Genomic DNA, 14,412 nt, shown 5'->3' with positions numbered 1-14,412 from the left:
TTCGAGGATTTTCTGGTACAATTGAGGAAGCATTTTTATATTTTTGTGGTCTCTACACGACCACTTTACTCTTTTACCGATCGCCTCCTCAACCCACCACTCTCTCTACCATTGAGCCTCCTTGTCACCCCTTGAGCTTTATTTCTTGTTTGACATAGAAATATCCATCTATAAATGACTGAAGGCAAAATATTGAACGATTTCCGAAATACATGCCAGGTCTTTTTTTTATCTGCTCTAGGATGTCATATAGATTGGTGTTTTTCATGGCATTCCTCTTGACTTTTCTAGCATTGCCTTCAACTGGACTTAAACCAACCTCTGGTTTCGGAACTGGTGAGCAATGCGCCTAATTTAATATATTCGGTTTGGGTAGCGCTGAAAATATGTTCCATGCGTACAGGTTCGTCTGCATCGGCAGCGAGGACTGCGGCATTGAGGGCAATGCTGCGAATGTTGCCTCCGGTGACGTTGAGTTGGGCGAGGCGTTCGTAGTTTAAGCCGTCTGTGGGCGTTTTTTGGGGAAAGACTCGCCGCCAGATTTCGGCTCGTGCTTCTTTGTTGGGAAAGGGGAAGTTGAGAACAAAGGGAATGCGGCGTAAAAAGGCTTGATCGATGGAGTCTTTGAGGTTAGTGGTGAGGATGGCGAGTCCTTGATAGGCTTCCATCCGTTGCAGGAGATAACTGACTTCGATGTTGGCGTAGCGATCGCGGCTATCCTTAACTTCGGTACGTTTACCAAATAATGCATCCGCCTCATCAAAGAGTAAAATGGTTCCGCCCACTTCCGCTGCATCAAAAATTTGCTGTAAATTCTTTTCGGTTTCACCAATATATTTACTCGTAACTGCACTGATATCAATGCGAAAGATATCCAATTCCAACTCATAGCCCAACACCTCCGCCGCCATGGTTTTCCCAGTTCCACTCCCCCCAGCAAATAAGGCGCTCAAGCCCAAACCGCGACTATTTTTAGCTCGAAAGCCCCATTCTTCCTGTACCTTCACCCGTTGGCGCAAATGGGCGGCCATTTCTTGTAACATCGATTGCAGACCCTCCGGTAAAACTAGATCGTCCCAAGAGGCTTTGGGGTGAATATATTGCGCGACTTCTTCTAAACGAGGTCGTGCTTGCAACCGACAAATATTCCATAAGGCTTGACTGAGGCGATCGGGTTCCGTGGGGGCGCTGTGCAAAATCTGTTGGGTAGCCGCTTGAATGGTATTCACATTGACATAAAATTGACCGGCCAAGCGCTCTAATTGACCATTTAATTGGGGAGCCAGATCCCCTAGATGTTGTTGCCAAAGGTGTTTGCGTTCGTCATAGGTGAGGGGGGGGATGGGATAGGTAATTAGGGTGCGTCGTTGACTGGAATAGCGGTCTTGAGAGCCAATAATTAAGGGGGTTTTAATTGATTCTATACAATGCTTGAGCGCCTGATAGCGGGCTGGATTGTCTGAAGAAAAATCATAGGCATCAATGAGTAAAATACGCTCTCCTAACAAGCTCTCCCGTTCCCAAAGGAGTTGTAACCGATCCAGCTCTCTGATTTCTGAGGGTAAACTCTGGACGGATAGCACTTGTAAGTCAAAATTGGCTTGTTCGGCGATCGCCCCAGCAATTTGATAAAGGGTTTGGATATCTGAACCATACAGTTGCCATACAGGAAGGTCTAATCTCCTGTCGTGATTGATCCAAGAACTGAGGATTTCTTCAACAATAGCGTTATGGGAATCTGCTAAAACCATTCTCTGAGAATTGAACCCGGATCTAACTATCCCTTGCAAAGCGGGATCGATGGGTTGTTCTCCCAGAAGATAGCAGAGAATACGAGGGTCGAGTTTGAGCGACGCTTGGGTGAAAGTAACGTGGGAGTCTAGAGTAATGAGTTGCCAACCGAGCAAGGGGCGATCGGGGGAGACCACATTTAAGTTTGAGTCGGGTAAAGCAGCCAAAGCTAACATTAAGCTAGGAGAATTAAGAGTAGCATTTCCTCTAATTTCTGCACAGATTTGACCGATGGCAGAATTCAGTTCGCATCCCACACATAAGAGCAAAATATCTAGCTCAAAATTAGAGAGGCCAAAGTGATTTTGCAGAGAATCCAGACTAGAATTTATTGGCCACATTACCGGTTCTAGTAAGAGGGAGTGTTGGTGTTCTTGAAAATATTCTAGAATCGTTTGGATGCGTTCGAGTCCTTCCATTAAGACCTGTCGGTTGTGGTGATACCAGGTTGAGTTGGAAGGTAACACAGAGGTCATAGGAAATTGGAGAATGGGGACGCGCAGATGGGGAGGACGAGAAAGATGGGAGAGCGTTGACATTCAATTATTAACGATCAACTCTCAACCGTCAACTGTCTCCTGTGTTCTCACTCCTTGACTCCCTAGCGTATGGGATCGCCATATTCATAGCCTTCTTCGTAGCCTTTAACATAGCCTTCTGCCCACCCTTGGATCAGGGGGCGAGGATTAGAATTCATCAACATTTGATAATTATTTTGGTTCGGTTGATTGGCTTTTCTGGCAGCTAAACCGGCTTCAAATCCTTCATTGAAGCCTTCATTAAAGCCTTCATAGTATTCAGCCGTTTTGGGGGTAGTATCAATCGTTTCCAGTCGAGCGCGGATGGTTTGTGGAGAAAATTGGCGTTCTGAGGGAAGGGTTTGAGCCTTGAGAGGCAGGCAGGTGGTTAAACTGAACAATAGAGTGGTGATGGATAGAAGTTGGCGTTGCATAACCCTGATGCTCCGGTCTGAGTTGATATCTCTACTCTCGCCTAATTGCGTATTCAATGGGGTTCAGACCGTGCCACTTTTAACGCAGGTTCAAGCCAACCGGAGGTAAAAGGTTCTGTAAAGACGAGTTGAGGCGATCGCTCTCAGGACAGTTGACCAACTGGTCTTGCCGATTATCTATTGCTTAAGTGTGTGCTTAAGTGTGTGCTTAAGTGTGCCATAGACTCTTCGATGAATTGGGCGATCGCTCTATCCTTAAAGTCGGCTCCATAATTGGCGAATGGGGTGCGATCGGGTAATCCTCACCTAGTGGAATCGGGCAAAAGTGATTAGGATCAAAATGGAATCTTAACCCTATTATCCTGTATGGTGAAGCCAGTGGAAAAAATCTCTAAATCTGAAGCCGAATGGATGGCCCAATTGAGTCCTGAGCAATTTAAGGTCACCCGCAAAAAGGGTACAGAACCGGCGTTTACCGGTGCTTACCATGATAACAAAAAACCGGGAACCTACCAATGCATCTGTTGCGGGACAGAATTGTTTACCTCAGAGACTAAATATGATTCGGGTACGGGTTGGCCTAGTTTTTGGGCCCCTAGTCAGGAAGAACATATTGCCACCAAAGCTGATTGGAGCTTGTTCATGAAGCGTACTGAAGTTCTCTGTGCTGCTTGTGATGCCCATCTTGGCCATGTCTTCCCGGATGGCCCTGCACCGACTGGGTTACGCTATTGTATGAATTCAGCAGCTTTGAACTTTATTCCTAAAGAAGATTAGGTATTTAGAGGGGCGAAAGATTTTTTGCCCCTACATTGTGTAATTCCCAACTATAGCGCTTCGCCCTAGGGAATAGGCAATATAGCACCACCGGAAGATTAACGATAGCGCCGAGCAGTGGCTTCGGGGAACTCAACGGGGAGTTCTTCTAATGTGCCAGGGGTTACGCTGGGAGTTACGGGGGGCGCTTGCATGTGTTCGTAGGCTAGGTGGGAAATGTCACCAATCAGATTGGCTGCACCATAATCGTTATGGGGGCGTTCGACTAAAACGGCGGCAATGTACCGTTTGCCGCTGGGTAGATCGATGAGACCAACATCGCCTAAGAGTTTACCAATGTCGCCGGTTTTATGGGCGATTGTGGCTCCTGCTCCTAAGCCTTGTTCGAGGAGAACGCTGGTTTCGGTTTGGCGCATAATATCAATCATGCGATCGCGGGATTTCAAAGATACGACATCTCCCTGATGTATCATCGCCATCACCTGGGCCAACTCACGGGGTGATGTGGTATTTTTACCGTCTAAATCCGGTAACCAATCCCGCAGAACTGTTTGCTGAAGTCCCCAACGGCTAAAGCTCTGATTAACCTGTACCATCCCTCCTAAGCGCTCAATAATGATATTGGTAGCAGTGTTATCACTAATAGTCATCATCCAAGTTGCCACTTCTAGCGCTGTATATTCACTGCCCACGGGATCGTATTGCAAACTCCCCGATCCTCCAGCACGATGGGCTTCTTTGAGGGTTAAGGTTTCATCGAGTCGAATGGTACCGGCATCTACAGCTTGAAAGAAGGCTAATAAAATGGGGAGTTTAATGGTACTTGCAGACGAAAAAGCCATCGTCCCCTGCATATCAACATAACCGGCCGTATCTAAATCTAAAACAAATACTCCAGGTTTAAACTCAGGGCTTTGACTGGCTAAGGCTTGAATCTGATTTTTGAGCGCTGTCAACTCCATTTCTAAATGGAGTGTTTGGGGATTCGTTGGTGAGAGATATTGGCGAGAAAGATTTTCCCGCAATAAGGCATCTGTGGTATCACTCACATCGGCATCCGTGTTTTCTCCGGCATGATTCAAGAGGGTATCGGTAGAGGCTAACTTCAGTCCCCAAAACGTCATACTTTCGGGATCGGAGGCTGAGAGCAGAGTTCCCGCGATCGCACAGATCCCCACCCCCAAAATTAAAAATCGCGTTGCATACATCAAAGGCGAGACTGGAGTGGGTTTTGGGCGGTTGAAGGTGCGATTCCGACGGTTGCGGTGCGATCTCACCTTATCTTTCTTACCTTGCTCTGCCTTGATCCCACTCAAACTTTTGGGATCGGACGAACGCTGACGAGAAAGAGCCTTGGGGATCTGGGCTGAAGGGGCTTCTGCCTTTCTCAGGGGCGATTTCCGTTGCGGTTTCTGGGAACCCCAACGCACAGGGGATACTAAGGGATCGCTCTCAACTTTCAAGGGAGGAATCGGTTGTGCAGCATGGGATTGTGGCGATCGCCCTGTTTCCCTCGAACGCTTCACTGGGGGAGTAGAATCACGCTTGCCTCCGGGTAAAATTTTATCTAATACCGATAACAGTACCTGTTGCAGTGGCGATCGCCGCCTCCGTTTCAACGTCGGTTTTCCTTGCTTTGGCAAAGACATTCTTCCTTGATACCGACTCGATCCCTGTTTTGGTAAATGAGTTTTCCCTTGACCCGATCCGAGACGTTGAGTGCGGTCCACTCCCTTTCTTGCTCCTGATTTCGCCATCAACGACTCCTTATCACACGGATCATAACTGTAAATGAACCCACCAAAGTATCCATTAGATTGTTGCAGACTTTACTGACTCAGACCTCGAATCGAGTGGGTTAGTTTCGCCTCCGATCGCAAGATTTCTGTGCTTTGATTATTCTACGATGAACCCTTAGATGGGGAAGCGTTGGAGATCGCCCATTGTACCTGAGAGAGTATTCCCCGGAGCATCGCCACGTCTGCTTCTGTCGGATAAGCACGATTATAAAACCGTTTCAGTTTTTCCATCCGTCGATTAGCGGTATGGGGATACAAATAACCAATCTCCAATAACAGAGATTCTAAGTGATCGTAATAGGCTTCTAGAACCTGCCGTGAGGCAAGATCGGACGCGCTAGAATTAACCTCTTCTGTCTGCGTTTCCAGGGTACACCGATACAGTTCATAGCAGCAAATGGCGACTGATTGAGCTAAATTCAGAGAAGGATAGACGGGATGAGAGGGAATTTGCACAAAACGTTGTGCTAAATTCAGCTCTTCATTCGTTAACCCCCGGTCTTCTCGGCCAAATATGAGGGCGCTTTCACCACTGAGAAGCCAAGGAACTAAGGTATTGGGGGTTTCCAGTGCTGTTGGTAAACTTATGGTGCGTCCCATCGTCGCTGCCACTTTTTGACACTTCTGCAAGGCTTCCGGTAGAGAATCCACCACCTGGGCAGAACTCAAGATTTCCTGAGCATGAACTGCCATTTGTTTGGCTTCTGGACTCTGAAGATCGCATTGAGGATTAACTAACACCAATTGACTTAAGCCCATATTTTTCATGATACGGGCGATCGATCCCACATTTAAGGGGCCAGATGGCTCGACTAAAACAATTTTAATCGCTGATAGATTGGGGCGATCGTTCATCCGTTAATACACAAGGCTAAGTTATCCCTACAATGAATAAAAAAAACTTTACTGTCAACTTACCATGGCTCGCCAACGATTAAAATCCGATCTGCCAACCAAAATCTGCCCAGTTTGTCATCGCCCCTTTACTTGGCGCAAGAAATGGGCTAAATGTTGGGATGAGGTCAAATACTGTTCCGAACGCTGTCGCCGCGATCGCCAGAGTGTTAAGCGGTAGAGTGGGGAATGGGGAAATGCTCCAGACGCGGAGACACACAAAAGCGGGGACGGACAAAATTGAAGAACTCTGATGTTATTCCCCCTATTTCCCCTATTTCCCCATCTCCCCATCCCTCTATCTCCCTATACTATCCTCATTGACTTATGACTCATTCCACTCACCAACCCAAACTGATCGTTCATGGAGGTGCAGGCAGTTCCCTACACGGAAAAGGAGGCATTGAAGCCGTCCGTCAATCCCTTTATGAAATTCTCAAACAAATTTATGCCACTTTAGAAGCAGGCACGCCTGCCTTAGAAGCCGTGATTCAAGGTTGTCGTCTGCTCGAAGACGATCCCCGTTACAATGCTGGAACGGGTTCTGTCTTGCAATCAGATGGTCAAATTCGCATGAGTGCCTCCCTGATGGAGGGAGAAACGCAAACCTTTAGCGGTGTAATCAACGTTTCGCGGGTCAAAAATCCCGTTGATTTAGCTAAAGTTCTGCAAGACAAAAGCGATCGCATTCTCTCCGATGTTGGAGCCATGGAATTGGTGCGAGAATTACAACTCCCCATTCATAATCCCTTAACGGATTTGCGCTTAAATGAATGGTTACAAGACCGTCAAGATAACTTTAGCCGTAGTATGGCGAATGTACTAGCTAGTCCTGCTCCAGGAACCGGAACAATTGGTGTGGTTGCCCTCGATAACCAAGGGAAAATTGCCGCTGGAACCTCCACAGGTGGGAAAGGATTTGAATATATTGGGCGTGTTAGTGATTCCGCCATGCCTGCCGGAAATTATGCTACCTCTGATGCTGGAATTAGCTGTACAGGTATTGGCGAAGATATCATCAATGAATGTATTGCCGCTCGCATTGTAGTGCGCGTCACTGATGGACTGTCCTTAGCGGCTGCTTTTGAAAAAACTATGACCGAATCTAAAGCCAATCAACGGGATTTAGGTGCGATCGGCATTGATAAAACCGGTCAAATTGCCTGGGGAAAAACATCAGAAATTCTTCTGGCTGCCTACCACACGGGCGAACAATTGGGGGATACCCTGGAATGGACTTCATTGGATGAAGTCAGCGGCTCCATTTAGGGCAAACCACTCTAAAATAGAGGAAGCTCCAAGAATAAGGCAAAATTGCTATGGCTAGAGATGTTTTTCACTCTGTGGTCAAAGATGCCTTAGTTGCTCAAGGGTGGCTGATTACCCACGATCCATTTCCTCTGGATTATGGAGAGGTAAAAATGCAAATTGACTTGGGTGCTAAACTCCTCTTGGCGGCTGAACGAGAGAGCGAGAAAATTGCTGTAGAGGTGAAGAGTTTCATTAACCCCTCTGCAATTTCTGAATTTCACACAGCCGTCCAACATCTCAATTATCGACGCGCTCTGAGAGTACAAAACCCCTCACGTACCCTATATTTGGCAGTCCCCCATCAAATCTATGATAATTTTTTTCGTCTCAGATTTATTGAGGAAGGAGTCCAGGAATATCAACTACATTTACTCATTTACTCATTTACGATGTTGAAAAAATAGGGATTCTGTAATGGATAAAATAGAAACCTATCGTCAAATTGTTCAAGAGATTTTACTTTACCATAGTCAAATTAAACCGATCTTTGGGGAGGTGGAAAGTGGCGTTGTGTTTGATGTAGAGCGCGATCTCTATCAAGTCATTCGGACAGGATGGATGAACAAACGGCGCGTTTATGGTGCTTTGATTCATATTGATATTAAAGATGGCAAAATTTGGATTGAGTATGATGGCACGGAAGTAGGCGTTGCCAATGAACTGACAGAACGGGGAATCCCAAAAGATTGCATTGTTTTGGCTGATCATGCACCGTCTATGCGTCCCTATAATGGATTTGCTGTGAGTTAGTTCTGATGTGGGGTGCGTTTTACAGCGCAAAGCATGTTATGGGGAGATAGGGAGAACAAACAACAGACTCGTTGGAGCGTTGAGTTGTGCTTGAATTGTGTGTCAATTTTGACGAAATGGGAAGGATTCAGCTCATAAAGCAACGAATCAGTCATAGCGCCTAGCTCTACGGGATCAGCAATAGTTATGAGAAAGAAGACGGAGAGGAAGGGATTCGAACCCCCGAACAGCTATTAACTGTTAACACATTTCGAGTGTGCCGCATTCAACCACTCTGCCACCTCTCCAAGGGTTATATTTTATGGATCTTAACATAAAGTGGCAAGATCGATCCAAAATTCGTACAATCAGTTACTTAAAAGCAGGCGATCGCCGATTATAGTCAAGTCTATCCGCTATTGAAGCGCGATCGCACCCTAAGATTCAGGAGGAGAGCCGGTGAATTATACCTTTAACATTTTGGGGGTTTCACCCATCTTACATTTCTTCAATCATCAACAAGAGAGAGCCATAGACGATCCTCGCAAAGGTGCTGAGTATGTTGCAACTTATGAATGTACCCTAGACGCATTTCTGCAATCTGTCGAACCCGTGCCTCCCTCTAGGGGTTGGGAATTGGATGAAGTTGTCGATACTGTTATCCATTACTGGATGAACAACGCCGAAGGGATTCAGCATTGGAAAGAGCGTTTAGATCGGGCGGGCAATGATAACCTACTAGTGGCTAGACTAGCGGATGTAAAAGCTTTAAAAGCTGAATTTGATGCTTTACTCGGTTAGCACTAGGCAAAAGGCAATCGGGAAAACTGAATTTTACCCTTTCCTTGAATCGTCCATAACCAGTGAGTTTAACCATGTCCTTCAAACGTCGATATATATTCAGTAGCATTCTACTATTAGCCACGATCCTTTTATTATTGAATCGACCATTCAACGTTGTGGGGATGGCTGGACTCACTACTTTTTGTTTAGCCTATTTTACGAAGGGAATGAGACGCTTTTCTTAGAGCCTATTTATAAAGAGAGAATAAAGGAAAAACCCGAAGAGAAGAGCGATCGGTAAAGTGGTAGTGCCGTGTTTTCTCTTGTTCCATATAAAATGAAATTAAGATATCCTAGTAACTTAACTGAGCAACAGTGGGAAATTATTCGTCCTCTCATTCCCAATGCTAAAACGAGTGGAAGACCACAAACTATCGAGATGAGGGCTAAAGGTGAAGGGCGGATCTTCAGTTGAACTGGTAATTATTTGTCCTTGGCGATCGACGATCGTAATTCGACAGCCTTCACAGAGAGTACGGGATTGGAGAAAGGTTTGGATATGTTTTAAGTCTAAATTGACTGAAAAGATCCCCTGGAGTTTTTGGTTTTGATCGTAAAACACCGTAACCAGTTGTAGGACAAAAGGGACAATTAGAACGGTTCGTAAAGGCAAATATTTGAGGAGTTTCTTCCAATTGGAGAACGGTAATTTCATTGAGGTAAACCCATTATTTTATCACAAAAGAAACGAAAGGGCTTAATTATCCACTATTTTAGCAATAACTTTTAGCTTCTTCAACCCAATCCAGGATCTTTTGAAAATCAAAGTTATCCACTAACTCTTGCAAATAGTTAGCGATTTTCTGCTGTTCAGTTCCTAATTTATCGATCGCTTCATCCATCTCATCAGGCATTCCCATCATCACTGCATATTCTAACTTTTCCAGCCATTGGATAGAAAGGGTTGCTAGGTCTTGCTTAGTCAAAATATCTGGACAAGATGGGATGAATTCTTGTTGTTCCTGATAAATGAATTGAACGCCCAAATACTGTTCTAAAATTTTGCTAATCTCAACAGGCAGAAACGGTTTAGCAATGATATGATCGCAGCCAGCAACCCGCACCGCTTCTCTCTGATGATCGAAGGCACTAGCGGTGATGGCAACGATCAGAGGAGGATTATCTTGTGCCTGCTCTTTAATAACCTTGGTGGCTTGTTCTCCACTCATATTGGGCATCCGAATATCCATAAAAATGAGATGAGGTTGCCAAGTTTTCCATTGGTTTATTGCGTCTTCTCCATCCAAAGCTTCCTGTACTTCAAACCCCCAATCTTCTAGGAGAGAAACTAACAAAAGTCGATTGCTTTGACGATCGTCAGCGACTAAAATCCGGAATTTAGACTGATCGGCAGCTAACTGTATAACCTGCGTTGAGGAGAGGGAATCAGGCGTTGGCAGATCGACTACGTCCTGAAGATTGAGTTCAAACTGAAACTGAGCGCCTTTACCGAGATCGCTTTCAACTGTTAACGTTGAGCCAAGCATCTGTACAAATTTTTGACTGAGGGCTAACCCTAAACCTGTTCCTTCTTGACTATGACGACCACTTTCTGTTTGCACAAAGGGTTGAAACAGGTGTTCGAGTTCCTCAGGGGCAATTCCCACGCCTGTATCAGTAACGGTGAATTGAATTTGTTGAGTAGAGATTTTGTTTACGGTCAAACTCACTAACCCCACAGAAGTGAATTTGATGGCATTATTGAGCAGATTCACTAAAATTTGCTTTAATTTTATCCCATCCGTTTGAATCACTACAGGAACATCGAGGGCTAGATTAATAGAGAAGTGTAAGTCTTTGGCTGTGGCTTTCAAGTCAAACAGAATACGAATTTCTTCAATGAGGTGATGAAGATTGACAGAACTCATGTCTAAGGTTGAACGTCCAGCTTCAATTTTGGAGAAATCAAGAATTTGATTAATCAGACTGAGTAAATAGGTTCCACTTTGGTTAATCAGGTGCAGATAGTGGCGGTCTTCTTTGCTGAGGTGGGGGCTATTTTGTAAGAGGGCAGGATAACCGAGAATGGCGTTGAGGGGAGTACGCAATTCGTGACTCATATTGGCGATGAATTCACTTTTGGCTTGGTTTGCTTTTTCGGCGGCTTGTTTGGCTTTTTCGAGTTCTTTATTGGTGTGATGGAGTTCTCTGGTACGATCGCTCACTTGTTGTTCTAGGATTTGGTTATAATGTTTCAACAGGTCTTCGGCTTGTTTGCGATCGCTGATATCTTGAAAGAGATTAATGGCATAGATCACCTCTCCCTCTAGGTTGTGAATGGGAGCAGCGTGGACTTCTAGGGGAATTCTCTCCCCATCGATTCTCAGTTCTAAGTCGTCGGCGTGGGCTTGTTCTCCCTGAATGGCAAGCACTAGAGGCAGTTGCTCTAAAGGATAGAGCATGGAGGTTCCTACTTGATAAACTTGGTAGGCTTGGTTGATCTGATCGAGGGAAGCCTCTGGAGTCTTTCCTCGTAAAATCTCTTGGCCTTTGGGGTTAATTAAAATCAGTTTTCCTTGGGGATTAAATACTACCACACCCAAAGGTAAGCTGTTAATAATCAGGGTGAGTTCATGTTCTTTTTCAGCAATAGTACGGAAGGACGTTTTCAGTTGCTGCTGCATCTGACTAAAGCTATCAGTCAAGCGATGAACCACACCAATACCCGTTATCATCACAGGAGTCTCTAGATTTCCGGAGGCAATTTGTTGGCTACTGTTGTGTAAGCGAACCAGAGGATAGATAATCCAATGGGCGGTGACTAAACCGAAACCAATGGATAAAACGAGAGCTAAGATACAGAGGGCAATGGTTCGGTTGATATTCGCTTGAATTTGGCCCATAAATTCAGTTTCAGGCACAATCATCCCGAACTGCCAATCCTTGGGTAGTTCGAGACTAAATAGATTACCTTGAATATTTTTCTGTTGTTCTGAAATCGTCAGTTCTGCGAGGTAAACGATATACTTTTGCGGACTTTCTCCGGATGGGGTGAGGGTTAAGTGATGATAGATAGACTGTCCCGGCTGAATCGGACTATGGTGTTCTAAATTCGCTCCCACAGCCGCTACAATTGGATCGCTACTCTGGCTGGGAGCCACGCGCTTAAAGATTTGCGTTGGTGTTGATTCGGTCGTATCTACGGTGACTTGAAAGGGGGGATCGGCGGTGGAACTGGCGATCAGCTTCCCTTGGCGATCGAGGATGATCATCCGACAACCCTCACAGATGGGTAGAGATTGAAGAAATTGTTGCAGGCCTTTTAAACTTAAGTTAACGGAAAATACACCCCTGAGTTCTTGGTTTTCGCTGTAGAAGGGGGCATAAGCATTAATGGCAAGTACGGGATCTTTTCCGATCTGAAAGGGTTCTGTCCAACCGGGGGCGCGATCGCTCTCTGCTGCTTTGTACCACGGTCGCTCCTGTACGGGGAAAGGATACAATACTTCTAGGTTTTCTTGGAGATCGCCTTCTTCACTAATAAAATCGACAATAAATTCATTCAGTTTCTCTGGGTTAGAATACCCCAATTCTACCCTTCCCGGTTGAATCGTACTACGGTGAACCACACGAAACTGTCCTTCGGGTAACCCTAACATTAGGGTTGTGACTGAGGGAAATTGGTTTAATTGCACCAAGAAGTGTTGCACAATCTCTTCTAGGTTATCGAGATCGAGTTGATTGTGCTTGAGAGCATCTCTATTGATTCGGTTAATTTGGAATAAGGTCGAGAGTTCACTTAAGAGATAGAGCTTAACTTTGGAGGCTCGATCTTCCATTAATTCTTCAGCCAGATGATCGATACTCTTTTGGGCACTCTGATAGGATAAATAACCCACTAATCCAACGGTAACTACCAATTGCAGAACAAACGGCAAAATTAACACCGCTCGTAAAGGCAACCGTTGCAGCAATTGAGACCAGCGATTATATGAGGACATCATAAACTAAGGTTAGATAGTTGGCTATCAATGCAGATGAGCAAGCTGGTTAATCTATATCGACCAATATACAGACAGATAACCTAGCTTCCTATCTGCAATCGATGTAATTATCTTATCATTTCGTCCTAGAGCTATTGGAGAACTTTTTTTAAAGCTTCTTTCGGATTTGGATGTTGAAATTTAAACCCAGAATCCAAGGTTTTTTTCGGTAATACTTTTTGTCCTTCCAGTACTACTTGTGCCCCATCTCCCAAGAGAGCATCTAAGACAAAACTGGGTACAGGTAACCAACTGGGTCGATTCAGGATATTGCCCATGATTGAGGCCAGATCGTTCATACGGACTGGGTTGGGAGCAGTAGCGTTAAATGTACCTTGCATTTGCGGTTGACGCAGGGCAAACAGGATTAAATTGACCAGATCGTTAATATGTATCCACGAGAACCATTGTTGGCCGCTACCAATGGGCCCCCCCGCAAACATTTTAAAGGGGGGAATCATTTTGGCGATCGCCCCCCCATCTCCCATCACAATCCCAAATCGTAAGATGACAGACCTTACCCCACAATGGCTTACGGCTTGGGCACTCTGTTCCCATTCCACACACAATTGTGCTAGAAAATCATCTCCAGCAGGGGAAGTTTCATCAAACTCGGCGGTTTCACTGGTTCCGTAATATCCGATTGCTGAAGTATTCACCAATACTTGAGGTTTCGGGTCCGCCGCAGCGATCGCTTCGACAATTTTTTCAGTCCCCAGAATCCGACTATCGCGCAAGATTTGCTTACGTTCTGCTGTCCATCGTTCTTCAGCAATAGGTGCGCCGGCTAAATTAACAACTCCATTACATCCAGAGATTTGACGCTGCCATTCTCCCCCTGTAGTCACAGAATAACCGACGATTTCAACTCCAGAGGGCCATATGCGTTTTGCCTTATCCGGATTACGAGTCAAAACTAAAACTTGCTCTTTTTCGGCAATTAACTGTTGCACTAAGGCTCGACCAACAAATCCGGTTGCCCCTGTAACTGCTATTTTCATGGGATTGAATGTACACTTAATAACATTTGATGATGTTCCAGTTTAGTTATTGTAGTTCAATCCGCGCAATTCTTGAAGGCATAGGCAGAATAAACACCCCTAAAATTACGTGATTTTCAGGCGATCGATTTAGGGATACCCCTCTTCTGTCACTTTCCCAAAAAGAGGCCTCAAACCCTCATTCTTTCGTTGGCGATCGCAGGCTGTAATGACGGAAATTCGTTAGAATTTCCAAGAGTGACAGAAGAGGGATACCCCTCTTTTGTCACTCTGCCGAATCAAGATAGGAATTAAGATAAGGGATTTAGGCTGAAGAAAAAAAGTATTGAAAT

The 14,412-nt window shown here is 45.2% G+C and carries 13 protein-coding genes and 1 tRNA gene; 6 read left to right on the top strand and 8 right to left on the bottom strand.

The genetic code is table 11. From position 1 onward, the window contains the following. Positions 1-299 precede the first annotated feature (299 nt). Positions 300-2,330: an ATP-binding protein gene (locus tag J7545_RS14340; RefSeq protein ID WP_318699703.1), complete on the bottom strand. Its 2,031-nt coding sequence runs from the start codon at positions 2,328-2,330 to the stop codon at positions 300-302. Between the two features lie 62 nt (positions 2,331-2,392). Further along, positions 2,393-2,743: a hypothetical protein gene (locus J7545_RS14335; protein WP_318699704.1), complete on the bottom strand. Its 351-nt coding sequence runs from the start codon at positions 2,741-2,743 to the stop codon at positions 2,393-2,395. 366 nt (positions 2,744-3,109) lie between these two features. Between J7545_RS14335 and msrB the strand changes: the two genes are divergently transcribed. Next, the gene (msrB, locus tag J7545_RS14330) at positions 3,110-3,520 is read left to right on the top strand and encodes a peptide-methionine (R)-S-oxide reductase MsrB (RefSeq protein ID WP_318699705.1); all 411 of its coding nucleotides are present in this window, start codon (positions 3,110-3,112) and stop codon (positions 3,518-3,520) included. A 98-nt stretch (positions 3,521-3,618) separates the two neighbouring features. Here msrB and J7545_RS14325 read toward each other — a convergent pair whose 3' ends face one another. Continuing rightward, positions 3,619-5,277 (bottom strand): serine hydrolase, encoded by a 1,659-nt coding sequence (locus J7545_RS14325; RefSeq protein WP_318699706.1) that lies wholly within the window; start codon positions 5,275-5,277, stop codon positions 3,619-3,621. 144 nt (positions 5,278-5,421) lie between these two features. Next, entirely contained in the window at positions 5,422-6,174 is a 753-nt protein-coding gene (locus tag J7545_RS14320; RefSeq protein WP_318699707.1) for an RNA methyltransferase, read from the bottom strand. A gap of 64 nt (positions 6,175-6,238) precedes the next feature. Between J7545_RS14320 and J7545_RS14315 the strand changes: the two genes are divergently transcribed. From J7545_RS14315 to J7545_RS14300, 4 genes are all read left to right on the top strand, one after another. Continuing rightward, entirely contained in the window at positions 6,239-6,394 is a 156-nt protein-coding gene (locus J7545_RS14315) for a DUF2256 domain-containing protein (RefSeq protein WP_271937241.1), read from the top strand. 146 nt (positions 6,395-6,540) lie between these two features. Next, positions 6,541-7,482: an isoaspartyl peptidase/L-asparaginase gene (locus J7545_RS14310; protein ID WP_318699708.1), complete on the top strand. Its 942-nt coding sequence runs from the start codon at positions 6,541-6,543 to the stop codon at positions 7,480-7,482. Between the two features lie 50 nt (positions 7,483-7,532). Next, complete coding sequence (locus tag J7545_RS14305) at positions 7,533-7,928, top strand: element excision factor XisH family protein (RefSeq protein ID WP_318699709.1); 396 nt, start codon at positions 7,533-7,535, stop codon at positions 7,926-7,928. A 10-nt stretch (positions 7,929-7,938) separates the two neighbouring features. Beyond that, positions 7,939-8,274, top strand: a complete 336-nt coding sequence (locus tag J7545_RS14300) for a XisI protein (protein ID WP_318699710.1) — start codon at positions 7,939-7,941, stop codon at positions 8,272-8,274. Between the two features lie 199 nt (positions 8,275-8,473). Here J7545_RS14300 and J7545_RS14295 read toward each other — a convergent pair. After that, a tRNA-Ser gene (locus J7545_RS14295) sits at positions 8,474-8,561 on the bottom strand. A 151-nt stretch (positions 8,562-8,712) separates the two neighbouring features. Here J7545_RS14295 and J7545_RS14290 point away from each other — a divergent pair. Continuing rightward, positions 8,713-9,054 carry a hypothetical protein gene (locus tag J7545_RS14290; RefSeq protein ID WP_318699711.1) on the top strand — a complete coding sequence of 114 codons (342 nt, stop codon included), beginning with the start codon at positions 8,713-8,715 and terminating at the stop codon, positions 9,052-9,054. A 343-nt stretch (positions 9,055-9,397) separates the two neighbouring features. Here the strand turns inward: J7545_RS14290 and J7545_RS14285 are convergent, their stop codons facing one another. The 3 genes from J7545_RS14285 to J7545_RS14275 form a co-directional block, all read right to left on the bottom strand. Further along, positions 9,398-9,751 carry a hypothetical protein gene (locus J7545_RS14285; protein WP_318719736.1) on the bottom strand — a complete coding sequence of 118 codons (354 nt, stop codon included), beginning with the start codon at positions 9,749-9,751 and terminating at the stop codon, positions 9,398-9,400. Between the two features lie 58 nt (positions 9,752-9,809). Next, positions 9,810-13,040, bottom strand: coding sequence for an ATP-binding protein (locus tag J7545_RS14280; RefSeq protein WP_318719735.1), 3,231 nt, complete (start codon positions 13,038-13,040; stop codon positions 9,810-9,812). A 131-nt stretch (positions 13,041-13,171) separates the two neighbouring features. After that, positions 13,172-14,080 carry a TIGR01777 family oxidoreductase gene (locus tag J7545_RS14275; RefSeq protein WP_318719734.1) on the bottom strand — a complete coding sequence of 303 codons (909 nt, stop codon included), beginning with the start codon at positions 14,078-14,080 and terminating at the stop codon, positions 13,172-13,174. Between the last annotated feature and the right edge of the window lie 332 nt (positions 14,081-14,412).

The organism is Roseofilum sp. SBFL (genome assembly GCF_017746885.1).
In the GTDB taxonomy this organism is placed as follows: Bacteria; Cyanobacteriota; Cyanobacteriia; order Cyanobacteriales; family Desertifilaceae; genus Roseofilum.
This window is presented reverse-complemented; position numbering and strand designations above follow the sequence as displayed.